Raw genomic sequence first — 26,968 nt, 5'->3', positions numbered from 1 at the left:
CCACGCACGACCCATTTTCCTTTAGCAGGCGGGGTTGCATTTCTTGGCCGTAGTCGCTCCACTATGGCCTGCAAAATGCGTCTCGGCTGAACAAAAATGGCATCATAACAATTCCAAAAAATGAATTTTAAACAGCCTCTACAAATCTCACTCATAACTCATAACCCGCAACTCATTTCGTATCTATCAAACCGGGATCGTCACTGAGATAAACCGGTTCACTTTCCGGGGAAGAAATCATTAGAATTTTTTGTACGGGAACTGAAATGCTCACGCGGTCTTTCATCATCCAGTTTCCTTTCCCGGATACGGTGAGCAATTCTCCCGACTCAAGTATTCCTTCTTTATATCGGATCGATTTATTCAAACCGAAAAAATTTGTACTCTGAATTCCGTGAGCGTTCAGTAATTTTTCCATTCCTTCATTCGCATCATTCAAAAATCCGGAAGATAATTTTTCATCCTGCACCACATACGTTTTAATAAGATTCGTTTCAATAACTGCATAACTTATTCCGTCATGGATCACCACATCGCCGGATTTTTCTTCTTCCACGATAGTTACCCAATGTGAATGTTTTCCGCTCTGCTGCATTTCTTCAATGAGTAAATAATAATAGGAACACTGCCGTCCGGAAAGAGGAGCGTTCAGAGTTTGCCCGGCGAAGACAACATTTCCATTCGTTCTCGCAATTTCTCCTTCCATGAAATCGGCGATGGGTTTTTCAGGATGATGGTGTAGATTTCTATTTACAACTTGTTTGCGGCCGTAGTACCAACCGAAAAAGATCGCTCCAATGATCACGGCAAGAACGATGAGCAAATTCAGAGATTGAAAAACGAGTGCGATCATTCGTCAAAATATATTTCCTGAAAGAAAAATAAGCGATTGGTATATTCGTGTTGATCCCGATAGCTATCGGGAGTAATTCGTAATCCAGGGATTACTGCACTTTAATACCAATGTCTTTATCAATCTCCGGCTTGAATGAACTCTTGTCGGCGATGTTGATCGTTTCATTGTAAGGCGCACATCCCGGCGCATCAATCTCCACATCATATTCACCGGGAGCAAGTATCATCACATATCTTCCCGTATTTCCATTGGGCACATAATTGCCAATGATCTCATTTGTTTTTTTATCCGTCACTGTGATGAACACTTCACTGAAGCCGGGTTTTTTATTCTGATCGGAAAAAACGATCATGCCGCGCACCACAGAATAATTCGGTTCCACATCATTGAACACGACACGATAAATATCGAGATCTCCGAGTGCATCTTCGCGGTGCATCGCAACATACCCGTAACGTCCGTTATCGGAAATACGGAAATTGCTGTTGTCTTCAGGTGTGTTGATCGGGTAACCGAGATTTTTCACGCCGGTGAATTTTTTTGTTGCATCGTCCCAGTCTGCTTTGAAAATATCATATCCACCCATGCTGGTGTGTCCTTTCGAAGAAAAATAAAGTGTTTTTCCATCGGGAGAAAGGCTTGGAAAATCTTCATCGGCAGAAGTGTTGATCTCAGCGCCGAGATTTTGCGGCATTCCCCATTTTCCATTCGGGAGGCGATTGCTTACAAAAAGATCGATGCCCCCGCTTCCACCCGCGCGATCGCTCGCGAAATAGATCGTGCTGCCATCGTTGCTGATGGTTGCAGCGATCTCGTAACCTTTGGTGGAATTGATGCTCTCGTCGAGGCGAACAGGTTTTTTATAAACGTTTTTTGTTTTGTCATATTCTGAAAGAAAAATATCGCCGCTTCCCTGTGCATTATCATAATACAGCAGAAGATAATTTCCGTTGGCACTCATGCCCACAACTTCCACATTTCCGTCTGCCGTTGCAACCGGTGCGCCTATGTTCTTGCTCTTGAGAAACCCGCCTTCACTCTCGCGCGAAATGTACACTTCGGAAAAATAACTTCCATCGGGCTGGAGAAGATTTCCACCATCCGATCTTTTTGTAGTGTAAACAATGAACGACTCATCGGAAGGAACAAACGGATAATATTCGGCGTACTCTGAATTCACACTGCTGCCGAGATTTTCGAAAGAGATATTCAGCGGGTACTTCATCAGCTCTTTTGCATTGTAACAATTCTGAATTTCACGATCTGCATCGGCCAGATTTTCTTCTGTTCCTTTTCCGTTTTTTTTGAAATCGTTATAACATTTCAGTGCATCATCAAAACGATAAGCGAAATGATATGCGCGCCCGAGCAGGTACATCGCGTTAGGATCATACTTCGGCAGTCGTGTCACCACTTCGAGGTAAGGAATGGCTTTCGCTTTATTGATGTACGTATTGAGATAGCACACACCGATGCGGTAATTGTATTCCTCGTTCTTCGAATCATCATCAAGCAGGTCGAGATAATCCTGCAATGCTTCATCGTAATTTTTGTTTTTGAATTTCTCCTCGGCAATCTTCGGATCGGAAACTGCTTTGTCCTGCGCAATGGAACGCTGAAAAAAGGCGAGTGAGAAAAGGAGAATAAAAAAATACCTGGCTTTCATGGGTTGATTCGGTTATCGTTAAATTGAAAATTGTACCGGGCAGCAAATGTACGATATGGGTACGAATTACAGATAATCAGTCCCCTATTTCATAGGTACTTCTATCAACATTAACTCCGTTCCTTTCTCCGCGCTCAATGTAAATTTTTCTGTTTCCCATACGCCGATCGCATCTCTTCTTCCGGCGTTCATTTCACCAATGGAAATATTTCCTTCGATGACAAAAACATAAACTCCGTTTCCTGATTTGTGAATGGAATATTCGGTTGAATTTTTTTTCGTGAAATGTCCGAGCGAATACCATGCATCCTGATTGATCCAGAGAACCGCATCTTCTTTCACCGGAGAAACAACCAGGCAAAATTTATCCGTGCGCATTTCTTCACTGAACATCCGCTGATCATACCTCGGTGCAATATTTTTTTCTTTCGGGAAAACCCAGGTTTGAAAAAGTTTTACCGGTTCTGTTTTCGACGCATTGAATTCCGAATGAAAAACTCCTTTGCCTGCCGACATGATCTGCACTTCTCCTTTACGGATGATCCCGTTTCCTCCCGTGCTGTCCTGGTGTGCAAGCGCGCCTTCCATTGGAATGGTCACGATCTCCATATTATCATGCGGGTGTTTTCCAAAACCCATTCCGGGTGCAACTGTATCGTCATTGAGAACGCGCAACAATCCGAAATGCATTTTCGCAGGATCATACCACGAAGCAAAACTGAAAGAGTGATACGCGTTGAGCCAGCCATGATCGGCATGGCCTCGTTCTGATGAAGGATGAAATATTGTTTTCACTTGGAAATTCTTTTTTAGATGATGGAAAGCGTTTCTATTTACACAAGGTTGTGAGTAATGAGTTATGGGTTTTGAATTACAGGTATCAGAATATTGAAGATTACTTTTTATTCCACAAATCTCCTTTACTTATAACTCATAACTCATCACCCTCGCAACTTATCCAATAATTCTCCGAGCAGTTTCACTTCTTCGGATGAAAGTGTGGTCAGTAAATTATTCCATTCGTTCATCAATGGTTGCAATTCATCGAGCAGATCAAGTCCTTTTTGCGTGATGCGCACATCCATCTGGCGCCGGTCTTCTTCGCACGCTTTTCTGTCAATGAGTTTTTTGGCCAGTAATTTATCGATGAGCCGCGATGCATTTGAATTTTTATCGAGCATGCGTTCCTGTATGAGCCCAACCGATGCAGCATTCGGCAACTGTCCGCGCAAAATACGGAGCACATTGAATTGTTGCGTGGTAATTCCGAATTTTTTCAACTCGCGCGTGTAACGCGATTGCATCCAGGAAGCAGTGAAAATAATATTGACCGCCGTACGATGATAAACGCTGGCGAAATTTTTCTGTTTGATCTCGTCTTCAAGTTTCATAGGAGAAAAAACTTATCTGAATTATAGAAGCCGGGTAAAAATAAATTTCATTTTGTATCCTGGAAAAAATGCAGGCGGATGAGTTCTCTGAGATAATAACGCTTCCCGTCTTTCTCAGCCGTAATGAAAGCATCAGTCTGACCGGTGGCGATTATTTTCTGTTTGTACGCTTCGGCCTCACGCAACGTTTCGAATTTCCCCATAGTGAAACGTGTCACATGATCATCTAGCACAATGCGGTCGATGCTGCCTAAATTTTTGAGTCGTTGGTATTTATAATTCTCCGGAAAATTATACGCAGCCACCTGCACGCGGAAATAAAGTCCGGGCGCTTTTGCATCACCATAAAGACGCAACAACAAAGCGTAATCAATAGGATCCGTAAGGAGAAGATTGGAAGAATCAAGCGGAACATGGTGAAACATCACCGTGTCGATACTCTTGATCCGTTGTTGCTTCACGAGATAGCCAGTTGTGTAAAAAGCAATATCAATATTGCTGCGCTGCATTTCACCGATCTGTGTTGCATTCACAACAGTATCCTGCGACTGAAATCCGTTGAGTGAATAAGAAACTTTATAAGTCCGTCCCTGTGGCAATGAAGTAAGATATTTTCCACTGGCAGCATTACTGTTCAACGTGAACGGCCGGAATTTTCCGCTCTGATCCTGAATGTTGATGGAAGCACTTATCGGCTGGCCATCGAGTGTGATATTTCCGCTCAGTAACAACACGTTTGTAGTGTTCATGTTGAAATCCGTTTCCACGAGATAAATATCCTGTTGTCCTTCTCCTCCTGCTTTTCCCGATGAATAATATCCGTGATGGCCATCGGTACCGAGCACAAAATATTTATCGTCGCCGGGCGTGTTTATCGGGTAACCAAGATTCACCGGATCGGAAGGAGAAACTGTTATGCTGTCAATGTAGGTGAGTTCTGTTTTGAAAATATCATACCCGCCCATGCTGTTATGTCCCTGCGAACTGAAGATGAGTGTTGTTCCGTTCGGGTGAAGAAAAGGAGCATCTTCATCATACTGCGTGTTAATGATCGGTCCAAGATTTTTAATATTTCCCCACGTACCGTTCTCTAATTTGGTAGCCATCCATATATCTCTCCCACCGTATCCGCCTTCACGTTCGCTTGCAAAATAAATTGTGTTCATGTCCACAGAAAATGTTGCACTTCCTTCCCACGCCAGCGAATTGATCTCTCCCATTAGCGGAGTTGGTTTTGTCCATTCAGTTCCTTCGAGCGCGGAAACACAGATGTCGCCATTTCCTTCTTCGTCTTTGTAAATGAGAAGTGTTTGTCCGTCGTTGGAAATTCCTATAGCCGCATCATGTCCATCGGTGTTGATCGTAGTGTCGAGTGCATGAGGAGGCCCCCACTTTCCGTTTTCGCGATGAGAAATAAAAACATCTTCAAAATAAGTTCCGGAAGAATCGGGAACTCCGGGATATTTCTGCAATCCGCCCATACTGCTTTCACCACGATACGTGTAAAGCAAAACGGAATCGTCGGAAGTGACCACCGGAACATATTCCGAATTTTCCGTGTTCACCGGTTGTTCTATATTGGTGATACGCGCTTCTACCCGGTGCGAAGTAAGTTCCTTTGCATTGATGCAATACTGCCGGAGTTGTTCTGCTTCTGCCTGTTTCTCCGGCGTAATTTTTTTCTTTTCATATTCATCAATACTCGCAATGGCTTCATCATATTTTTCATTGAGATGATACGCGCGCGCAATGTAAAGATCAATGTCGGCCGCTTTTGAATTCTTCTCTTTTGTTTTCAGCAGATAATCGAGCGACTCATCCAACTCATCACTTTTGTAGAGGAGACATATCCCGATTTTGTAAGTGAGATAATCATTCGTTCCATACTGGGGTTCCAGTGAACGATAAAGCGGAAGTGCCTGGAGATAATTTCCTGCATCGTAATATTCCTGCGCTTCCTTGAACGCCTCCATTCCCTTCTGATCTTTTCGGAATCCTTTTCCAAGATTGATATCCTGCGCATGCGCAAATGCGCCAATGAAAAGAAGCAGCGCAGACAAATAAAAAAAGCGGAGTCGCATAGTGCAGGGAATTTTGCGAGGATGCAATTTACATTATTTCCCTTTAGATAAACCACCCGGTACCATGCCATTTGCAGCAATGAAACCGGTGGTCCAGGCGGCCTGGAAATTGAATCCGCCGGTGAGGGCATCGATGTTGACCACTTCGCCGGCGAAAAAAAGATCTTTTCTCAATTTACTTTCCATCGTGCGGAAATCTATTTCTTTTAATTCAACACCACCGCAGGTTACGAATTCGTCTTTGAAAGTGGTTTTCCCTTTCACTTCATACTGGTCACCGAGCATGGTCATTCCCAGTTTTTCCATTTGGGAAGAAGCGAGATCGGCCCACTTGTGTTCTTCATGAATGCCGCATTTTACCAGCAGAAAATGCCAGAGGCGTTTGGGAAGATGAAAATTATTCGAAGAAAAAACAGTTACGCTTCCGGTTTTTTTTCTCGCATGGATGATCTCATCACGGATCTCATTTGCTGTTTTTCCGGTCCAGTTGATGATCGCGGTGAAGTTGTAATTACATTTTGCGAGTTCTGTTGCGCCGAATGCCGACGCTTTCAACACGGCAGGTCCGCTCATTCCCCAATGGGTGATGAGGAGCGGGCCATGGGTTATAATTTTTGTTCCGCCAATTTTCACTTCTGCATTTTCCACGCTCACACCCATCAGTTCGGTAATCTTATTCTCCGGAAGATTGAAAGTGAACAGCGAAGGAAGTGGTGGAAGAATGGAATGTCCCAATGAAGCGATCAAACTGTAATTTCCGATTTTAGGAGAACCTCCCGTGGCGATGAGTAATTTTTTTGCCGTGAAAACTTCTTCTTCATTCGCCGTCACTTCCCAATAGTCCTTTTTTTTGAGAATGGAATTAATACTTTTCGAAAGATGGATCTGGATTTTCCGTTTACGCGCTTCATCGAGAAGACAATTCACGATCGTAGCAGAATCATTCGTAACAGGAAACATCCGCCCGTCCTCTTCTGTTTTCAATTTCACTTTTCGCTTTTCAAACCAGGCGATCGTTTCCTTGACGGAAAACCTGGAAAACGGACCGGGCAATTCTTTGTTTCCTCTCGGATAAAATTCAGAAAGAAGGTTGTTATCGAAACACGCGTGCGTTACGTTGCACCTTCCGCCACCCGAAATGCGCACCTTGGAAAGTAATTTTTCCGACCGCTCAATAATGGCGATTTTCAGTGAAGGATCGAGTTCTGCTGCATTCACAGCAGCAAAAAATCCGGCAGCGCCGCCGCCGAGAATTAGAATATCTGAAACAGGATTTTTACCGGACACGATACAAGTTTACGGAGAAATAAGACGATGGCTTCAACGGAGGCCTTCATTATCTGCTGAATACTCCTTCTGAATTGTCCCGGAATAATTGGCCCATGGTTTGCAATTATTCCTGTAATTATTTTGAACTTTTTCCATTTATTCATTCGAAAAAAGAGATATATTTGAACATAGCCATCCCGAATGTTCGCGAGGGCTTTTTTTCACACAACTAACACACAATACACTTACCCATGGGACTATTTAAAAATGAGTTCATCGACATTATCGAATGGACAGACAGTTCGAATGATACGATGGTTTGGCGTTTCCCTCGTTTTCAGAACGAGATCAAGAACAATGCAAAACTCACCGTTCGCGAATCGCAGGTAGCCGTTTTTGTAAATGAAGGTCAGTTCGCCGATGTTTTTCAGCCGGGAATGTACACCTTGTCAACACAAAACTTACCGATCCTTTCCACACTCAAAGGATGGAAATACGGATTCAATTCTCCGTACAAAGCGGAAGTTTATTTCGTTAACACCAAACAATTCACGAATCTCAAATACGGAACTAAAAATCCGATCATGATCCGCGATGCAGAATTCGGCCCCGTGCGCATACGTGCGTTCGGATCATACGCCATGCGCATTACGGACGCAAAAGCTTTCATCAAAGAGATTGCCGGTACCGATGAACACGTTACCACCGAAGAGATCACCGAAAATCTCCGCAACATCGTGATGACACGTTTCACCGATGCGGTGGCTTCAGCAAAAATTCCGGTGCTCGATATGGCATCGAACTATGATGAATTCTCCGAGACGATCCAAAAAAAGATCGCTCCTGAATTTCTCGAATACGGAATTACACTTACAAAATTGCTCGTAGAAAATATTTCTCTTCCGCCCGAAGTGGAAGCAATGCTCGACAAACGCAGCAGCATGGGAATCGTCGGAAATCTCGGTGCATATTCTCAATTCCAGGCAGCGAATGCAATGGAACAGGCAGCGCAGAATCCGAATGGCGGCGGAATGATGGGAGCAGGAATGGGAATGGGAATGGGAATGGGAATGGGAAACCAGATGGGAAATATGTATGCGCAGAATCAATTCAATCCGCAAACCGGAATGCAGGGCCAGCAGAATACTCCTCCGCCTCCACCACCGATGATGCAATTCTTCGTCGCTGTGAATGGTGCGCAACAAGGTCCATTCGATATGGCCGCGTTACAAGGAATGGTAGCAAGCGGTGCTCTCAAAAAAGAATCAAACGTTTGGAAAAACGGAATGGCAGGATGGTTACCGGCAGGACAAGTTGCAGAACTCGCTGCACTGTTCACCGCAGTTCCTCCTCCAATGCCGCCTCCGCCACCAGCTGGCTAACGCACTTGCCATCGCTCGTTGGTGGTTGGCAGTTGGTTGGTTGTTTGTGGTTTCAAATTCTTTTAGGATTAAACCACCAACGACCAACCAACCAACCACCAACTTTTTTGTGATACTATCAATCAGAATTTTTTCCAACCATCCATAAAAAAATCCAATGAGTAACGATTTCTCCGAAAAAACACAGGACGTAGCCGAACAGGGAAAAGTAAAATGCAAAGACTGCGGCGGAATTCTTGAATTCAGTCCCGGCGTACAAAGCATGAAATGCATTTACTGCGGAACGCAGAATGATCTTGGTGAACAACTGAAAGCAGTTGCAACCGAAGAGATCGATTTCGAATCTTTTCTTGCGAATGCAGAAAATTCGGCGGAGAAAATGGAAGCGACCATTGTGAAATGCGATAGTTGCGGATCTTCCACTACGCTGCGGCCAAATGTTACTGCCGATAATTGTCCGTTCTGCGGAACTGCGCTTGTGCTCAAAGGAGGAACCACTGCAAGTTTTATCAAACCGAAATATTTATTGCCTTTCAGGATCGACAAGAATAAAGGCATGGAAGCTTTTAAAAAATGGCTGAGTGGTTTGTGGTTCGCTCCCGGCGATCTTAAAAATGCAGCGCAGAATGATAAACTGAAAGGGCTTTACATTCCTTACTGGACTTACGACAGTGACACCGCTTCAAAATATTCCGGAATGCGCGGCGACCATTATTACGTGAGTGAATCTTACACCGTGGATGGAAAAACACAAACGCGGCAAGTGCGCAAAACACGATGGACGCCCACCAGTGGAAATGTGAATGACAAGTTCGACGACATTCTTGTGATGGCGAGCGCATCTCTTCCGGAAAAACTCGCGCAGGAACTCGAGCCCTGGGATCTGAAAGAACTGGCTGCATTCAACGAACAATTACTCACAGGATTTGTTGCCGAGCGTTATCAGACAGATGTGAAGCAGGGATTTGAAAAAGCAAAAAAGAGAATGGAAGAAATAATCCGCTCGACCGTGAAAAAACATATCGGCGGCGATGAACAGCAGATCCTCACGCTGAATACGAATTACAACAAAACTACTTTCAAACACCTCCTGCTCCCGATCTGGCTGAGCGCTTTCAAGTACAGCAACAAAGTTTATCGCTTCATGATCAACGCACGCACCGGCGAAGTACAGGGCGAACGCCCGTACAGTTTCTGGAAAATTTTCGGAACCATTGCCGGCGCAGTTGCCGTTATCGGTGGAGCAATTTATTTCTACTATCGCTACAAACATGGCGCTTAAGAAAATGGAGAGCGGAGAGTGGAGTTCGGAGATTTTTTTATTTCCCGCCCTCCATTCTCCATTCTCATTTATAAAACATTCCATTAATTTCGGCGGACGTTTGAAACAACTCATTTTTGTAATCGTATAATCAGGAAACAAAAAAACATTTTCTCCCTCTTCTCCTTCCATTCTCCATTCTACCATGTCTTTCACAAACGATCAAACCATCCAGCAACTCGCCGATGCGCTCAGCGGAAATGAGCGTGCACAGGAATGGCTGCAGCGACAAGGCAAACAGGAATTGATCATGGTGCACGATGCCCTGCGTTTCAACGACGATGGCGCCATGGAATGGTTGCACGATTATGATCACGACGACTGGGCGCTTTTCATTACCGCGGTCGACGGAGATCCGCATGCTGTGCAGGCGCTCTTCGATGCGAAACATTCGCGCCTCGCTATGTGCGCAGGGATGGTGCTCGGCGATCAGAAAGCGATCGACTATTTACACAAACACGGATTGAAAGCGTGGCAGAATCTTGCCGCTGCTGTGAAGAAAGTTTTAGCGGAGGAATAAATTCGAAGATTCAGCGAAACATTTTTTTGGAATTTTTTTCAGGAGCGGCAGCTGTTGTGCTATAAAACAACTCTTGTCCCGCCACGCCGCATTACGCGCGCGCTTGTCAGCCTGAGCGCCAGTCGAAGGTAAGAACGCGCGGGGTAAAAGCGGCATGTCGGGGCTAGGATCATTCCGCCTGTAGCATTTAATTCACTCACAACTTTGAGAAAAAAATCAGTTGAAGCCCGAATAATATTGCCACAGGTTTTCACTGATTAACACTGATTACTTTTTTCTGGCCAAAGACCGAAAACAACAAACATTCCATTGCAACTCTTATATAAACTTCACTCCGAATAATTCTCGCGAAGCAGAACAACAAACTGAAAACATTTCATGTAAACTTTTTTCTGCTTTCCCAATAATTAATTTTCTTCGAAGTAATCATTTATTCTTCACCGCCGCTATAACAAGAATGATGAGCACCACCGCTTCTATTCCGCCGAAAACCCAGATCGCGTAAGCATCATTGTGTTCCTGGTTGGTCACTTCTATCAGCACCGGCTTCGAAGGAATATTCAATTGAAAATGTTCTTTCAGGTAATTTACTTTATCGCTTCCGATTCCTTCCCACCACACATTGCGGATCACTCCCACAAAACTATGTTGTGCAAGTGCAGCGTTATAATCCGCATCTGAAAGTTCATTGAATTTCAGAACCACCGCTACCGGATCTCCTTCTTTCCATTCATCGCCTACAATAGGAACGTAAGTAGTATGCGTAACCGTTGTCGATCCGCGATTGGTAGATGTTACCGTTTCTTCTTCCCCTGCATTCACGAGTCCGCCCTGTATCACCACATTTCTACTTCCTGAAATTTTTCCGAGCGCCACATCGTTCACCTGCACCTGCTGGAATCCGTAATCGAAATAATGTGTGAGTCCCGGAAATAAAACAACTCCGAGTATTGCCGTCATGATCACGAACACCAGCACCATTGCCAATTTAGCCGGATTGGAGATCGCCATTGCACGGTACGCTTCTTTTTCAGAAAGTCCATTCACACTTTTGCCCGGAATTTTTTCCATGAGATATGCATTCAACTGCTGAATACCGGGCTCACCGGGATTAGCATACATCATCGTTTTTTTCTTTTTCCCATTCGCATCATTGTAGGTGATGATGATGGAATGCAACGTGGATTTCTGCTGGTAATAAAAATTGAGAATGTCGTTAAAAGCGAAATTCTTTTTCACGAAAGGGCCGGTGGTGGTTGCAACAGTGAAATCATCGATGTTCGCCGTGCAGGTGTTGGTCATGTATTTAAACTGGAAGTAGGGCATGGTGCGAGGATTTAGGAATGCAAATTAAAAAATATTTTATTCAATTTTAGGTTCATCGAGGCGAATGCGGTAAGCTAACCCGATTGTGAAAACGAAATTATTATTTACGCGATCGTAAATTCCATCGTAAGAACTGCCGTAAGGATTCGGGGAACAGTAATGACCACCTTCGACCCGATCCACAAATGAATATTTCAACGAATATCCTGCGTCAATAAAAAGAACCAGTTTTTGCTTCACATAAAAATCCAGAAAGAATTTCGCTTCACTTTCTTTAGCATGGACAGAATCCATAAATAAATTAGTTTGCATCTGGTAGGAACGCTGGTAATTTTTATACGCGACGCCGCAATAAACTTTCTGTCCCAGTTTATATTCCACGCGCATATTATTCGGAAGAAGCCCGAAAATTCTCCAGCGATCGGCCGGCCTCCAGTCGACACCGAGCAATGGAACGAAAAAATTTCCGAAGAATTCTTTGTTGTAATACAATCCCGCTTTCACAGAAAATTTTTCATTGGGCTGCCACGTCAGAAGAAATGTTCCACCAAGTTGCAGGTCATCGGCAATTTTTCCGCGCAGGTCAGAACTGAGGCGGGGAATGATCATTCCCATCATCTTCCATTTCCTGTTCTTTGATGTCAACTGGTACCCGGCCGGTAAAGCGAATGAATACAATCTGTTCCGTTCCACGCCGCAATCTAACCTTGTCGATGAGAGTTCTTCGGCAGTGAACTTCAGCAGAACTGTTGAGTTAGAATCAATATTGACCGGGGCAAAAAAACCAAAGTTCTGGTCGAATGCCTTGAAACCTGAAGCCGCAGAATCTTTGTAAGTAGAATAAATTGCCTGCGAATTGAAATTCACGATGTCAATATACGGTTGTGCAGAAACACAACCCGCATAAAATAATGGAGCGGCTAAAATTACTTTCAGAACATCTTTTCTCACGCCGCCATCTGGTTAATGCGGTTCTGCACATCATTGAGAATGGCCTGCTCTTCCGGCGCTATATGCCCGTCGGCTGCAGCGGCTTTCTGCATGATGGCGAAAACTTTTTCGGCCTGCTTGCGATTTTCCGGCAACCGCAAAGTGAGCGCACGGCCTTTCGTGAGATCAAACATACCCGCGATCTTCGAATTGTCGTAACCGAGTTTGCGCGCAAACTTCATGCAGAATTCCAGTTCCTGCTGGTTGATCTTTCCATCGGCGCAAATGACCATCATCACATTGTTGAAAGCATAATCGCGCACTTTGAAAAGCGGATCAAGATCGCTCACACCTGCGTGCGTTACGAGCGGCACCTGCGATTCATTTGCAAAAACATTGTATTCATTTGCATTCATCAGTTTCGAAATGATCCATTCAGTTTTCGTGCTGTTCAGTTCCGCGCTGCAATACTGGCATTTGATATCGAGCGTATCGGCAATGGGCCCGCCGCAATTCGGACAACTGTGTGCAAGCAGCGATCCCTTCGCATTACCCGCGCCCGTATCGCGCGACATGATCATGATCTCGCTGCTGGTGTAAGTTGTTCCCTCAAGGAGATTCAGTTTTCCCGTACTGATGTCCACTTTCTGTGAAGTGCGTTTGAAAGCGATCACCATATTGTCTTTTCCCTGCTGCTGGTAAAAATCCATCAGCGTCACATTGTTCAGGTAAAGACGATTGAAAACAAATTTTGGTTCGGTGGAAATTTTCTGCGAGAGCGAATCGAATAATTCATTGCTCACGAAACGGCGCATGCGTTCCGGTTTCTTAAGCACCGTCGCCGACATGATCTGCATATAAGCATTCGATGCTTTGTCCTCGGTCATCTGCACCGAAAATTCTTTGTCATACTTCATCGCTTCACGAATGCGGCCGGTGAGCGTTCCTTCTTTTTCCAGTTTTTTATTTTCATTCACATAATCATTCGCCTGCGTAATTTCGGAAAGCACCCAATCGTAATCGCCGAGCGTGGTGATGGTTCCGCAACTTTCACATTTACTTACTTCGCCTGAATTTTTCGGCAGCGGGCTTCCGCAGTTCGGACAATTTTCGCTGTGGTACATATCTTTTTCCTGAACGCCGCTCTTGCGGATGAACGTCCAGTATTCGAGATTCTCAAGAAATCCTTCCTGATTCAGCGATGAAAATTTTTCAGTTACAAAATTGTCCATCATTGTAAAATGAATTCCCACATCCATGATGTCGAAATTTCCGTCGCGGTCCACGTTGTCGATATACATTTTGGAAATTTTAATATCCGACATTGTGTTTTTCTGGCCGAGTTCGTTCATCATGATGAATTGCGTATTGAAACGCTGCCACACTCCATCGGAAATCCACTTGCGCACTTTACTGAGATCTTTATTCATCCACGCTTCCTGAATTCCCATGAAAGCGGTATTCACTTTTCCGAGAAAAACCTGTTCGTTGAAAGCCGGATTCCTCGTAAAAAAATCAGCAGGGATCATATTTTGTTTCTGCGCTACATTTTCAAATTGCGGAATCTGGTTGAGCCCCGAGAACGAACGCACTTTTTTCCGAGTGAGATAAATGATGAGAATGAGAACAGCAATAGCAATAATATTCCACGGAAACGGAATGGAGAGCAGCAGGTAAATAATAAATCCTAATCCGCCGCCACCACCGCTGTCCGATCCGCCACCGCCACCACCACCGCCGCCACCGGCGCTTGCGATAGCAGAGATTGTTGTAAGAATGAGAATGGCGGAGAGCAACCAACGTTTATCATTGGCGAATCGACGCTCAATTTCGTTTCGATAAAATATTTTCATAACTGTAATTTTTAGTGAGAGGGCGCATCACTGCAATATAGAAACAGGATATGGCATTTGCAATAATTTTTTCACGATGAATGTTTTGATCCGCGAAATAATGCGGGCTGACCACTGGCCAGCTTCTGTATATCATTATCAAAATATTCACCGAAAAAAATTATTTTGTCTCCCTGAAAAAAGAAAAAACAAACGCGGCAACAACGCATAACACCGCTACCACAATTCCCGACAAACGCAAACCGTGATCGTGCCCTGTGTCTTTTCCGAATAGTGTGAGCATCGCAAAAACTGCAATGCCTAATGTCTGTCCTAATTTTACAACAAAAAATTTCACCGCAAAAAATAATCCTTCGCGATTTTCCCCGGTAGCTTTCGCATCTTCAACAGCAATATCGGCGAGAATGGCAGGCGGAAGAATTCCAAGCGCCGCCAATGGAAACGAAGCGATAATCACGAAAATAAAAAGTTGCGCCTTCGTGCCTATCGGGTAATGCCCGATCCCGTACACGCACGCGCTCACCGCCGCGAGAACAAAAAATGCGAGGATTACTATTTTCTTTTTTCCGAAACGTTTCGCCAACGTATTCATTGCCGGGTAAAAAATAAGTGAAGCAGCTACCATGGTCCCCATGAGCACCACGCCGAGTTTTTCATTCAGCCCGGCGAGCACGGTAACGTAATACAACAAGCCGCTGGTAATGATGTACAGCGCCATGTACCAGGAAAAATCGGCGGAAGCATAGAGAAGAAATTTTTTATTTTTCAACGTTGCGCGTATTGCTTTGAACAAGGGCATGTGCGAGGGTTTTCCTTCGCAGTATTTTTTTTCATCAATGAAGATCACCGGCAGCAACATAAAAATTCCTGCGATGAAACACAACACTCCGATCGCGTACTGCACCGATAAAAATTTTGTTTCCAGGTGAAAAATATCTTTCAGAAGATGTGCAAGATTATTGGTGGAAGAAGCGATCACTATTCCGATAACAAATCCCACTTGCTGCAATGTTGCCAGTGAAACACGGTCTTCTGCACTGCGCGACATTTCGGGCAGCAATGCATTGCACGGAATGATGTAAGTGGTGGCAGCAACAAAAAAAAGTGAGAGCGTGATCACCAGCCAGTAGGCATTGTTGCGCGCCACCGCTTGCATGGGCGGACAGAATACGAGCGCGCACAGGATGATGGCCGGAATAAAACTCCACTGCATGAACGGAATTCTTCTTCCTCTTTTGTGGCCGCTGCGGTCGCTGAGCTGCCCGATGAACGGATCATAAAATGCATCTGTAAGCCGGCCTGCGGTAGTGATCATTGCGAGTAAATTGAAAATTCCGAATAAAGCGAATTGAGAAATGAGTACCGGCAATCCTTCATCTTTCGGCGGCAAATAAAAATACGGAAGCATCACGCCGATGATATTGACGAGAATACTCCATCCGCCCATTCCGGCAGCGAAGGAAATTTTTACAAGGAGCGGTAGTTTCAAATGGGAAACGAATTGCGAATGGTACGAATATACCATGATAAAATAATATGTTTTCGAAATTGCGCAGAAGCGTTTTTTTTCTTCTAAGAGGCTGTTTAAAATTCATTCTTAAAATAAAATCATCAAACAAAAGAAATCCCTATGGTCTTGCTGACCTCTTCTTCAGAATTGTTGGATATTAAGGAAAGTATCAGAACCGGAGCTAAGGAAACTTTAAGACAATTTAGCCGTATAATTTAATCAATTAAGGCTACACCAAATCCTCTGTTTGTTTATGGACATCTCTAAAAACACAGAAATGCAAGGCGGGATTTACCATTCGTAAATGAGGATTTTGAGGACGCAGCCCAACGCAGCAGTTCGAAGTTATAGGGGTACCCATATGAAAACGAGATTGCAATCAGTTGCAACTCGCTTTTCTATTCACATAAAGCAGATATTTTATGTCAAAACTCTACAAGCTTTCCTCTTTCTTTTTTCTGTTTTTTTTCGGTTTGACATTCTTGGCAAATGCAGCACACACAATTACTGCTTTTCCAACCCTGAATTTTTGTACCACCACCTATCCGACAACTTACCAAAATACAGTACTCTTTACTCTCGACGAAGGAGTAGCAACTGATTTTAATCCAAGCCAGGCAAGCAAAACTTTGATTGTAACGTTGCCAGCAGGTTTTGAATTTAACACCGTTGCCGGCCCTACGGTAACAAGAACCGGAAATCAGCTTACCATCAATTCATTCACATGGACAACTACCGCAATTACGGTAACGCTGTCCACCACTTCTAATACTGCTCAGCTTAATGCTATTCAGTTTAATAATTTCCAGGTAAGAGCCATTGCTGCAGGAAGCGGAGACCTGGTAAGAACAGGCGGAACTTTCACCGTTGAAGGAAGTGTAAATCTTCCCGGCCCTGCCGAATCTTTCGGACATCTCTTCGCAGGCCCGCCAACAACTTATGTTTCTAGCAGCGTGGTGCAATACACAACTGCTAACATTACAAAAAATTGCACATCAACTTCCAATCCGATTTTGGAAATAAGAATAGATGTGATTGGAAATTCAGATTGTCCTGCAACCATAACACAATTTAATTTCAGCACACTCGGAGATGTCGGTTATTCCCAGAACCCATTGACAAACATAACCCGGGCTGACGTTTATTATACTGGATTAATTCCGGGATTCAGTTACACACATTTTTTCGGATCGGTAAATAATCCGAATGGGGCATTCACCATAAACGGATCACAATCATTATCCCTCGGCTCGGGTACTTATTATTTTTATTTGTCATACGATGTTCCTCTTACTGCTAATGTCGGAGATGGACTTGACGCTTCAATGATTTCTTTTCTTTTTAATGCAGGAACAATTAATAATATGTCAACGCCGAATCCTGCGGGCATTCGCACCATTGTTACCGGGACGTGCGCACCTGCTCCCGATTTGCCAAATCCTCCTGCAAATATTCAAACTGTAACTGCAGGTTCATTGGTAATCCCAATGGATAATGCACATCAGAATCTCTGGTTGAGTTATCCATTTAATATAAAATCTTATGGGTTGGTGAATGCACTTTTGATGAATGATATTCCTGTTAAATGGGTGATTCGTTCCGGCAAAATAAAAGATGCGATAGATTTTTCTGCTGTGGCAGCAAGAATTTATCCAACTGCAGTCGCTGCGGCCAATCAGGATTTCCGAGCAGGGGAATTTATTATTGATACGACCTGGCTGAACCATCCGTTTTATTCCGGCGGACAAACTGCATTACAAGTAATTTCAGCATTTGCCGTACAATGGAAAGTTGCCGTTTATCAATTGTCAACAAACGTATCGGTGGATGTAAGATATACTTTGAATCAGCGGCCGAAGATTGCATGTTTTAATAATGGCGGAAATGCAAATCTTCATACAACCATTTTAGATTCTGCGAAGGTTACAAATTACGTTGCCATTAACACCGGGCTTTTTACCGGGCTTGCTCAATGTTATACTTTTTGTTCTGAAGCGCATTGGGCAGGAACCGTTGCCGATACAGGAATTACTGCGAGTGTCAGAACGTTTGTAAATGAAGGAGGAAATTTTTTAGCAGAATGCAAAGGCGTTGATACTTACGAAAATAATCAGGGTCCCTATCATTTTGAATCAACGAATGGAGTTACAATCGTAAATAATTCAATTACGAACGCATATTATAATCCTGATCTGGCTTACCAGCAATTTGAAGGAACTGTTATTGCAAATCCAGGAGGATCGGAAGTAAACTGGGTGTTGAACGGAGGATCTTGGGTGCCAAATTTTTATTATGCAATCAGCAGTTCAACAAACATAGATAATGTTTTTACAGGAGGCGCTCATCTTACATCACCTGATTCTGTTGGAAGCAATGTTTTTTATTTAGGAGGACACACTTACGCAACAAATTGGAGTACGCTTACCTACATTAATGCGCAACGCATGTATCTGAATGCTGCGCTCATTCCCGCGCACAGGCCAACTGCTTTTACTTTAAATCCGGGCAATAACACAACAATTTGCCAGGGACAATCTGTAACCTTAGGTGGTTCTCCAACAGGGCCTCCGGGTGCAACTTATAATTGGTCGCCAAGTTCAAGTTTAAATAATTCGACTTCTGCAAATCCGATTGCGACACCAACGGTAACAACTACCTATACTGTCGTTGCAGATAATGGCGGATGTCCGGGCGGGCCATCTTACGTTACTATTACAGTAAATCCAACTCCTGTTGCTCCAACTGCTTCGAGCAACAGCCCGATTTGCGCAGGAAGTAGTTTGAATTTAACTGCAAGCAATATTGTCGGAGCAACTTATTCATGGACAGGTCCGAATTCATTTTCATCCGGATCTCAAAATCCAACTATTACAAATGCTACTGTTGCAGCTGCGGGAACTTATTCTGTAACAGTTACAGTTGGCGGATGCACGGGGCCGGCAGGAACAACTATTGTAACTATAACGCCAGCTCCCGTTGCACCAACAGCATCGAGCAACAGCCCGATTTGTGAAGGGTCAACATTAAATCTTTCTGCGAGCAATATTGCCGGTGCAACATATTCTTGGGTTGGCCCGAATTTATTTTCATCTTCCTCACAAAATCCGAATATTGTAAATGCTACTGTTGCTGCAAGTGGAACTTATTCTGTAACTGCCACGGTTGGCGGATGTACCGGGCCGGCAGGAATAACAAGTGTGACTGTTAATCCAACACCGGCTGCACCAACTGCGTCGAGCAACAGCCCGTTGTGTTCTGGCACAACCTTAAATTTAACTGCAAGCAATATTGCCGGCGCAACTTATTCCTGGACAGGACCGAATGGTTTTTCTTCTTCCTCGCAAAATCCTTCAATTGTAAATGCAACAACTGCTGCAAGCGGAACTTATTCTGTAACTGCAACAGTTGGAGGATGCACAGGTCCGGCAGGAACCGTTTCAGTAATCGTAAGCCCGCCACCCGCCACACCAACAGCATCAAGCAACAGCCCGATTTGCGCGGGAAGTACATTGAATTTAACTGCAAGTAGTATTGCGGGAGCAACTTATTCCTGGACGGGACCGAATTCTTTTTCATCCTCGTCACAGAATCCCAATATTGTAAATGCAACAGTTGCAGCAAGCGGAACTTATTCTGTGACCGCAACAGTGGCAGGATGTACAGGATCAGCCGGAACGGTTGTTGTAACCGTAAATCCAATTCCTGTGGCACCAACTGCCTCAAGCAACAGCCCGTTGTGTTCTGGCACAACTCTTAATTTAACGGCAAGTAATATTGCAGGTGCGACTTATTCGTGGACGGGGCCAAATAGTTTTTCATCTGGATCGCAAAATCCATCAATAATAAATGCAACTGTTGCAGCGAGCGGAACTTATTCTGTTACCGCAACCGTTGGCGGATGTACAGGGCCTGCAGGAACAGTTGTAGTAACTGTAAATCCAACACCGGCAGCGCCAACTGCTTCAAGCAACAGCCCGATTTGTGCAGGAAGCACATTGAATTTAACTGCAAGTAATATTGCGGGAGCAACTTATTCGTGGACAGGACCTAATTCATTTTCATCTGCATCGCAAAATCCGAATATTGTAAATGCAACAGTTGCGGCAAGCGGAACTTATTCTGTAACCGCAACGGTTGGCGGATGTACAGGAACGGCGGGAACAGTTGTAGTTACTGTGAATCCGATTCCTGCCGCGCCAACCGCATCAAGCAACAGTCCGATTTGCGCAGGTTCAACTTTAAATTTAACCGCAAGCAATATTGCAGGAGCAACGTATTCCTGGACAGGACCGAATTCATTTTCATCTGCGTCACAAAATCCGAATATTATTAATGCAACAGTTGCTGCAAGCGGGAATTATTCTGTTACTGCAACGGTAGCAGGATGTACAGGATCGGCAGGAACAGTTGTTGTAACGATCAATCCGATTCCATCTGCACCAACTGCATCGAGCAACAGTCCGTTGTGTTCTGGCACAACCTTAAATTTAACTGCAAGTAATATTGCCGGAGCAACTTATTCGTGGACAGGGCCAAATAGTTTTTCGTCATCATCGCAAAATCCGAATATTGTAAATGCAACAGTAGCGGCGAGCGGAACTTATTCTGTTACGGTTACCGTACTTGGCTGTACAAGCAGTTCTGCTGCGACTACGAATGTTACCGTTAATCCTATTCCTTCTCCTCCAACAGCATCAAGTAACAGCTCGATTTGTGCAGGAAGTACGTTGAATTTAACTGCAAGTAATATTGCGGGAGCAACTTATTCGTGGACGGGTCCGAATTCATTTTCATCCGCTTCGCAAAATCCGAATATTGTAAATGCAACAGTTGCAGCGAGCGGAACTTATTCGGTGAGCATTACTGTTTCAGGATGTACGAGTTCGGATGCAACAACAAATGTTATTGTAAATCCAATTCCTGCTCCGCCAACAGCTTCCAGCAACAGCCCCGTTTGTTCAGGCAATGCATTAAATCTTTTTGCAACTACGATTGCTGGTGCGACTTATTTGTGGACGGGGCCAAATGGGTTTTCTTCATCATCGCAGAATCCAACTATTTCCAACGTAACTCTTCTCGCGAATGGAACTTATTCTGTTACTGTAACCGTTGCCGGTTGTTCCAGCAGTTCAGCAGCGACAACCACCGTAACAATAAATGCAACACCGGCACCACCAACTGCATCCAGCAATAGCCCATTGTGTGTGGGTTCGACTTTAAATCTCAGCGCAAGCAATGTGGCAGGAGCAACATATTCCTGGACAGGCCCTAGTAGTTTCAGTTCATCAACTCAAAATAATACAATTGCGAATGTAACGTTAGCAAATGGAGGAACTTATACTGTAACAGTTACTGTTAATGGATGTACGAGTAATAATGCTACAACTAATGTTGTTATTCATCCTATTCCAAATCCTCCTGTTGCATCAAGCAATAGTCCGGTATGTACAGGCAACACACTTAATTTGACCGCAAATAATATTGCCGGGGCAACTTATTCATGGACTGGACCGAATAGTTTTTCCTCCGGTGTACAGAATCCGAACATTACAAACATTACTCTTGCCGGTGCAGGAACTTATTCTGTAACAGTAACTGTACTTGGTTGTACAAGCAGTTCTGCCGCAACAATAACCGTAATCGTAAATCCTACCCCGGCTCCTCCGGTTGCTTCAAGTAACAGTCCGTTGTGTTCTGGCACAACCCTGAATTTATCGGCAAGTACTATTGCAGGCGCAACTTATTCCTGGACAGGGCCAAACGGATTCAGTTCTTCATTACAGAATCCAAATCTTCTAAATGTTACGCTTGCGGATACAGGAACCTACTCTGTTACTGTAACGGTTAATGGTTGTTCAAGTTCATCTGCAACAACAAACGTTATTATTAATCCAATTCCTACTGCTCCCTCCGCTTCCAGCAACAGTCCGATTTGTACGACCAACACATTGAATCTTTTCGCAACAAATGTTATCGGGGCAACTTATTCATGGAACGGGCCGAATGGATTTTCTTCTGCTTTGCAAAATCCTTCGATCACGAACGCAACCACAGCGGCAACAGGAACTTATTCTGTCACTGTTACTGTTAATGGGTGTACAAGTGTGGACAGCATTACTGTTGCCACGGTCAATTCGACACCGGTGACTCCTGTTGCAAGCAGCAATAGCCCGTTGTGTTCTGGTACAACCCTCCAGCTTTCGGTTGATACAATTCCAGGAGCAACCTATTCCTGGAGCGGGCCGAATGGATTTTCCTCTGCTTTGCAGAATCCAACAATTTCAAATATTACACTTGCCGGAGCAGGAACTTATACTGTGACTGCAAATAATGGTTGCTCAAGTGTTCCAACAACAATTTCAGTTGTCATTAATCCAACTCCGAATCCGCCGGTAGCTTCGAGCAACAGTCCGCTTTGCCAGGGATCAACTCTTAATCTCAATTCTACTCTTGTCGCAGGCGCAACTTATTCCTGGTCCGGGCCAGGTGGATTTACCTCTTCCACTCAGAATAATTCAATTCCAAATGTAACGTCGGCAAATGCAGGAACTTATTCGGTTACCGTGAATGTCAATGGTTGTACAAGTAATGCAGCGACTGTGAATGTTGTAATAAATATTCCTGCAATTGTAAATGCAGGCACCGATCAAACTGTTTGTGCGAATAATGCCGCAGTTATTTTAGCAGGAAGTTCAACTACGGGAAGCGGTGTTTGGACAACAAGCGGGTCGGGAACTTTTACACCAAGTAATTCCGCGTTGAATGGAACTTATAATCCAAGCAATGCCGATACTGCCGCCGGAACAATTACGCTTACTCTTACTTCGACCGGCAATGGAGCTTGTTCTTCTGTGAATGATCAAATGATTGTTACAATTACAAATGCGCCTACTTCAAATGCCGGAGCTGATCAAACAGTTTGCGCGAATAATGATGTGGTTACTTTGAATGGATCTGTTACTGTCGCGAGTGGCGGCACATGGACAAGTTCGGGCACCGGAATATTCTCTCCTTCCAATTCCGCTTTGAACGCAACTTACACACCAAGTAGTGCTGATACTTCGGCGGGAACTGTGACGTTGTATCTTAACACAACCGGAAACGGACAATGCATTTCTGTAATTGATTCGATGGTTATTACAATTACAAATGCACCGTTTGTAAATGCCGGAAATAATATTTCTGTTTGTAAGAATAATCCGAATGCAACTATTACGGGAACTTCAAATACCGGAAGTGGTACATGGACATCAAGCGGAAGCGGTATTTTTTCTCCGAATACAAACACGCTCAACGTCACTTACATTCCAAGCACTGCCGACACAACAGCGGGTTTTGTAACGATATACCTGACATCAACTGGAAATGGAAATTGTTTTGCTGATCAAGATACGATCACAATTATTTATTCTGCTCCACCATCCGTTTATGCTGGTGAAGATGTTGTTGTATGCGGAAACAATGGTGCTTATTTACTTTTCCAGGCAACCTCTTCGACGGGATTTGGAATATGGACCACCAGTGGAAGCGGAACTTTCTCTCCAAACGACAGCACGATTAATGCAACCTATATTCCGAGTGCTGCGGATACAGCGGCGGGATCTGTTACACTTACATTGACTTCAACCCATAACGGTGGATGTCTTGCGGTCTCCGATCAAATCGTCATCACTTATTCTGACGCACCAGTTGCAGATGCGGGACCTAACCAGATTGTCTGTTCAAATAATTCGGTGGTGGTGCTGAACGGATCATTTACAATTGCGACAGGTGGAGTTTGGTCAACAATGGGAAGCGGAACATTCTCTCCTTCCACTACCGACATGAATGCAACGTATCAACCAAGCGCCGCAGATACTGCAGCAGGTGTTGTACAAATTATTCTTACCACAACCGGAAACGGAATTTGTCTAAGTGTTACAGATACAATGATTATTACAATCAGCACTGCGCCGAATGTAAATGCGGGTGCAAATATTATTTCATGTATTTCAAGTCCGAATACACCGCTTAACGGAAATTCAGCAACAGGTTCGGGAACATGGACAACACTTGGCAGCGGAATATTTTCTCCGAACGCAAATATTCTCAATCCAACTTACGTTCCATCCAACGCAGATACAACTGCAGGAAGTGTAACATTGATTTTAACTTCCACCAACAACGGATTATGCAATCCGGTGAATGATACCGTAGTTGTATTTTTCCAGCCTGTTCCGATTGTAAGTGTAAGTTCAGATCAAACTGTTTGTGCCAATAATGATTTGGTTTCTGTAAGTGGAAACTCGTCAACAGGAAGTGGAACGTGGACGACAAATGGCAGTGGAATTTTCTCTCCGTCGGTAGCAGTTTCAAATCCGGCTTACACACCAAGCGCTACAGATACAAGTGCAGGAAATATTGTGCTGACCTATACTGCAACAAATGGTTGCTCTCCGATTGCTTCAAGTCTTACGATTACCATTACTCCGGCGCCTTATGTTCTTGCAGGAGCAGACATTTCTACGTGCGCAAATAATCCAAATGCAAATCTTTCCGGATATGTTGGTGGTGCAACTAATACTGGACAATGGTCAACATCAAACGGAACAGGAATTTTCTCTCCATCAAATGCAAATCTGAATACAACTTATGTTCCGAGTGCTGCGGATACGATTGCAGGATCTGTTACACTCATTCTCACCTCAACAGGAAATGGAAATTGTCTTGCGGTTAATGATACTATAATTCTCACTATTACTCATCAGCCATTTGCAGATGCAGGAAATGATATCACAGCTTGTGCGAATAATGCGGCACAGCTTTCTGGAACAATTACAGGAGGAAGCGGAACTGGAATTTGGTCGACACTAAATGGAACAGGAATTTTCTCTCCATCGAATTCAAATTTAAATGCAACCTACACGCCAAGTAACGCAGATACATTAACCGGTGTCGTAATTCTTATTCTCACTTCGACTGGAAATGGCGGTTGCTTTGCATCATCCGACACAGTTTTGATTACAGTAAATCCGGGGCCTGTTGTTTTTGCAGGAACTGATCAATCGGTTTGCTCGAATAATCCCGATGTAATTCTAAATGGAAGTGTAACTGTTGCGAGTGGCGGAATATGGACAACAGCAGGAAATGGAACATTCAATCCGAATAACACCACATTCAACGCGACTTATATTCCTGATACATCCGAAATAAATAATGGAAGTGTAATCCTGATTCTCACATCGACAGGAAATGGTTTATGTCAATCAGTAAGCGACAGTATGACCATTATCTTCACCCCTTCTCCGCTTGTTTCCGCCGGTAATTCACAAATAATTTGTTCCGGAACAATGAATGTAAATCTCAGTGGAAATATTTCCGGTGGAGCAACATCAGGAATATGGGCAACAACCGGCAGCGGAACTTTCACTCCGAATGACAGCACACTCAATGCAACTTATAATTTAAGTTCAGCAGACACAACAACGGGAAATGTTTTACTGATTCTTACTTCAACAAATAATGGAAACTGTAATTCTTCTGCCGATACAATTACAATTTCAATTACGCCAATTCCTTTCGCGATTGCAGGAAACGATACAGCCGTTTGTGCAAACACGGCAGGAATTGTTTTGAACGGTCAAGTGCAAGGCGGATCGGGAACCGGTTATTGGACAACCAGCGGAAGTGGAATTTTTGCTCCTGATAGTTCTTTATTGAATGCAACTTATATTCCTTCGAGCGCAGATACTGCAAATGGTTCTGTCACATTAATTCTCGCAGCGACAAACGCATGTCTTCCTTCTTCGGATACGGTTGTATTGACATTTGCTCCGGCTCCGATGGTTGCATCAGGGCCTGATGTTTTGATTTGCGCAGGCGATCTTGTTGCTCTCAATGGAAGTGTCAGCAATTCAACCGGAATGCTTTGGACAACAAATGGAGATGGAACATTTACTCCGACAAATTCAATTGTAAATCCGGTTTACACTCCCGGCCCGCTTGATACTGCAAATGGCACTGTGACGATCCTCTTTACTTCTTCAGGAAATGCATTCTGTAATCCTGTTGCCGATTCAATGGTGATTACGATTAATTCGAAACCAAATGCATTGTTTGCGAGCGGGCCTGCATGCGTGAATACTCCTGTTGGATTTACTGATCAATCAACGAATACGAACGGAAATATTGTTTCGTGGAACTGGACTTCAGGTACAGATACTTCTACTCAGCAAAATCCGAATTTTACTTTTACATCAACGGGAATACAAACTGTTACACTTGTAGTTGCAACTGCAGCGGGATGTTCGGATACAATTACTAGAACATTGTTTGTAAATCCTGCACCGCAAGCAAATTATACTTCAGTAATAACTTGTCCGACTGATGTTGCCCTCACTGACAGTTCATTAATTTTTTCCGGAACAATTGTTTCATGGAGTTGGAACTTTGGCGATTCTTCAGCGGTAAGCACTTTGCAAAGCCCGAACTACATTTATGCTGATACGGGCATATACATTGTGACATTGACTGTGATGAGCGATTCAGGTTGTGTTTCCGCTGCTTCTGATACATTAACATTTGTTCCATGTGTGAATGGTGAAACTAATCCGCCTGTTGTTCCTTCTGCCTTCACGCCAAACGGAGACGGGCATAATGATATTCTGTACGTCAAAGGCGGGCCATTCAAAACGCTTGACTTCAGAATTTACAATGAGTGGGGCAATCTGATTTTCCATTCTGAATCACAAAGTATCGGATGGGATGGTACCTATAAAGGAAAAGTGCAACCGGAAGGAACTTATGTATGGACGGTTTCATGCACCACGCTTGACGGTGTGGACTATAAAATTTCCGGCGACGTAACCCTTATCCGTTAAAAAA

At 43.9% G+C, this 26,968-nt stretch carries 14 protein-coding genes; 4 read left to right on the top strand and 10 right to left on the bottom strand.

Going from position 1 to position 26,968, the window contains the following annotated elements; translation table 11 throughout:
- Positions 1 to 172 precede the first annotated feature (172 nt).
- The 6 genes from HY064_13260 to HY064_13235 form a co-directional block, all read right to left on the bottom strand.
- Positions 173 to 853: a hypothetical protein gene (locus HY064_13260; protein ID MBI3511623.1), complete on the bottom strand. Its 681-nt coding sequence runs from the start codon at positions 851 to 853 to the stop codon at positions 173 to 175.
- Positions 854 to 944: 91 nt separating this feature from the next.
- Positions 945 to 2,522 carry a PD40 domain-containing protein gene (locus HY064_13255; GenBank protein MBI3511622.1) on the bottom strand — a complete coding sequence of 526 codons (1,578 nt, stop codon included), beginning with the start codon at positions 2,520 to 2,522 and terminating at the stop codon, positions 945 to 947.
- Positions 2,523 to 2,606: 84 nt separating this feature from the next.
- Positions 2,607 to 3,317, bottom strand: coding sequence for a pirin family protein (locus HY064_13250; GenBank protein MBI3511621.1), 711 nt, complete (start codon positions 3,315 to 3,317; stop codon positions 2,607 to 2,609).
- A 146-nt stretch (positions 3,318 to 3,463) separates the two neighbouring features.
- Positions 3,464 to 3,913: a MarR family transcriptional regulator gene (locus HY064_13245; protein MBI3511620.1), complete on the bottom strand. Its 450-nt coding sequence runs from the start codon at positions 3,911 to 3,913 to the stop codon at positions 3,464 to 3,466.
- Positions 3,914 to 3,960: 47 nt separating this feature from the next.
- On the bottom strand, positions 3,961 to 5,994 hold the full coding sequence (locus tag HY064_13240) for a PD40 domain-containing protein (protein MBI3511619.1): 2,034 nt from the start codon (positions 5,992 to 5,994) through the stop codon (positions 3,961 to 3,963).
- Between the two features lie 33 nt (positions 5,995 to 6,027).
- Entirely contained in the window at positions 6,028 to 7,281 is a 1,254-nt protein-coding gene (locus HY064_13235) for an NAD(P)/FAD-dependent oxidoreductase (protein MBI3511618.1), read from the bottom strand.
- A 233-nt stretch (positions 7,282 to 7,514) separates the two neighbouring features.
- Between HY064_13235 and HY064_13230 the strand changes: the two genes are divergently transcribed.
- The 3 genes from HY064_13230 (at position 7,515) to HY064_13220 (ending at position 10,486) form a co-directional block, all read left to right on the top strand.
- A complete protein-coding gene (locus HY064_13230; protein MBI3511617.1) occupies positions 7,515 to 8,645 on the top strand; it encodes an SPFH domain-containing protein in 1,131 nt (376 codons plus the stop codon).
- Between the two features lie 157 nt (positions 8,646 to 8,802).
- Positions 8,803 to 9,927: a hypothetical protein gene (locus HY064_13225; protein ID MBI3511616.1), complete on the top strand. Its 1,125-nt coding sequence runs from the start codon at positions 8,803 to 8,805 to the stop codon at positions 9,925 to 9,927.
- A gap of 184 nt (positions 9,928 to 10,111) precedes the next feature.
- The gene (locus HY064_13220) at positions 10,112 to 10,486 is read left to right on the top strand and encodes a hypothetical protein (protein MBI3511615.1); all 375 of its coding nucleotides are present in this window, start codon (positions 10,112 to 10,114) and stop codon (positions 10,484 to 10,486) included.
- A 426-nt stretch (positions 10,487 to 10,912) separates the two neighbouring features.
- Here the strand turns inward: HY064_13220 and HY064_13215 are convergent, their stop codons facing one another.
- The 4 genes from HY064_13215 to HY064_13200 all read right to left on the bottom strand — a co-directional run bounded on the left by HY064_13215 (position 10,913) and on the right by HY064_13200 (position 16,120).
- Positions 10,913 to 11,812, bottom strand: coding sequence for a hypothetical protein (locus HY064_13215; GenBank protein MBI3511614.1), 900 nt, complete (start codon positions 11,810 to 11,812; stop codon positions 10,913 to 10,915).
- Between the two features lie 36 nt (positions 11,813 to 11,848).
- Entirely contained in the window at positions 11,849 to 12,763 is a 915-nt protein-coding gene (locus tag HY064_13210; protein MBI3511613.1) for a hypothetical protein, read from the bottom strand.
- On the bottom strand, positions 12,760 to 14,595 hold the full coding sequence (locus HY064_13205) for a TIM44-like domain-containing protein (protein ID MBI3511612.1): 1,836 nt from the start codon (positions 14,593 to 14,595) through the stop codon (positions 12,760 to 12,762). The genes HY064_13210 and HY064_13205 overlap by 4 nt, the downstream gene beginning before the upstream one ends.
- A 160-nt stretch (positions 14,596 to 14,755) precedes the next feature.
- Positions 14,756 to 16,120 (bottom strand): MFS transporter, encoded by a 1,365-nt coding sequence (locus HY064_13200; GenBank protein MBI3511611.1) that lies wholly within the window; start codon positions 16,118 to 16,120, stop codon positions 14,756 to 14,758.
- A gap of 467 nt (positions 16,121 to 16,587) precedes the next feature.
- Here HY064_13200 and HY064_13195 point away from each other — a divergent pair, with 467 nt between their 5' ends.
- Entirely contained in the window at positions 16,588 to 26,964 is a 10,377-nt protein-coding gene (locus HY064_13195; GenBank protein MBI3511610.1) for a PKD domain-containing protein, read from the top strand.
- The last annotated feature ends 4 nt before the right edge of the window (positions 26,965 to 26,968 follow it).

This window comes from Bacteroidota bacterium (assembly GCA_016194975.1).
In the GTDB taxonomy this organism is placed as follows: domain Bacteria; phylum Bacteroidota; class Bacteroidia; order Palsa-965; family Palsa-965.
This window is presented reverse-complemented; position numbering and strand designations above follow the sequence as displayed.

Bases quoted from the DNA above. Each gene is read 5' to 3' on its own strand.
- HY064_13205 (MBI3511612.1), bottom strand. From the start codon at position 14,595: ATGAAAATATTTTATCGAAACGAAATTGAGCGTCGATTCGCCAATGAT.
- HY064_13200 (MBI3511611.1), bottom strand. From the start codon at position 16,120: ATGGTATATTCGTACCATTCGCAATTCGTTTCCCATTTGAAACTACCG.
- HY064_13240 (MBI3511619.1), bottom strand. From the start codon at position 5,994: ATGCGACTCCGCTTTTTTTATTTGTCTGCGCTGCTTCTTTTCATTGGC.
- HY064_13215 (MBI3511614.1), bottom strand. From the start codon at position 11,812: ATGCCCTACTTCCAGTTTAAATACATGACCAACACCTGCACGGCGAAC.
- HY064_13255 (MBI3511622.1), bottom strand. From the start codon at position 2,522: ATGAAAGCCAGGTATTTTTTTATTCTCCTTTTCTCACTCGCCTTTTTT.
- HY064_13245 (MBI3511620.1), bottom strand. From the start codon at position 3,913: ATGAAACTTGAAGACGAGATCAAACAGAAAAATTTCGCCAGCGTTTAT.
- HY064_13220 (MBI3511615.1), top strand. From the start codon at position 10,112: ATGTCTTTCACAAACGATCAAACCATCCAGCAACTCGCCGATGCGCTC.
- HY064_13230 (MBI3511617.1), top strand. From the start codon at position 7,515: ATGGGACTATTTAAAAATGAGTTCATCGACATTATCGAATGGACAGAC.
- HY064_13260 (MBI3511623.1), bottom strand. From the start codon at position 853: ATGATCGCACTCGTTTTTCAATCTCTGAATTTGCTCATCGTTCTTGCC.
- HY064_13225 (MBI3511616.1), top strand. From the start codon at position 8,803: ATGAGTAACGATTTCTCCGAAAAAACACAGGACGTAGCCGAACAGGGA.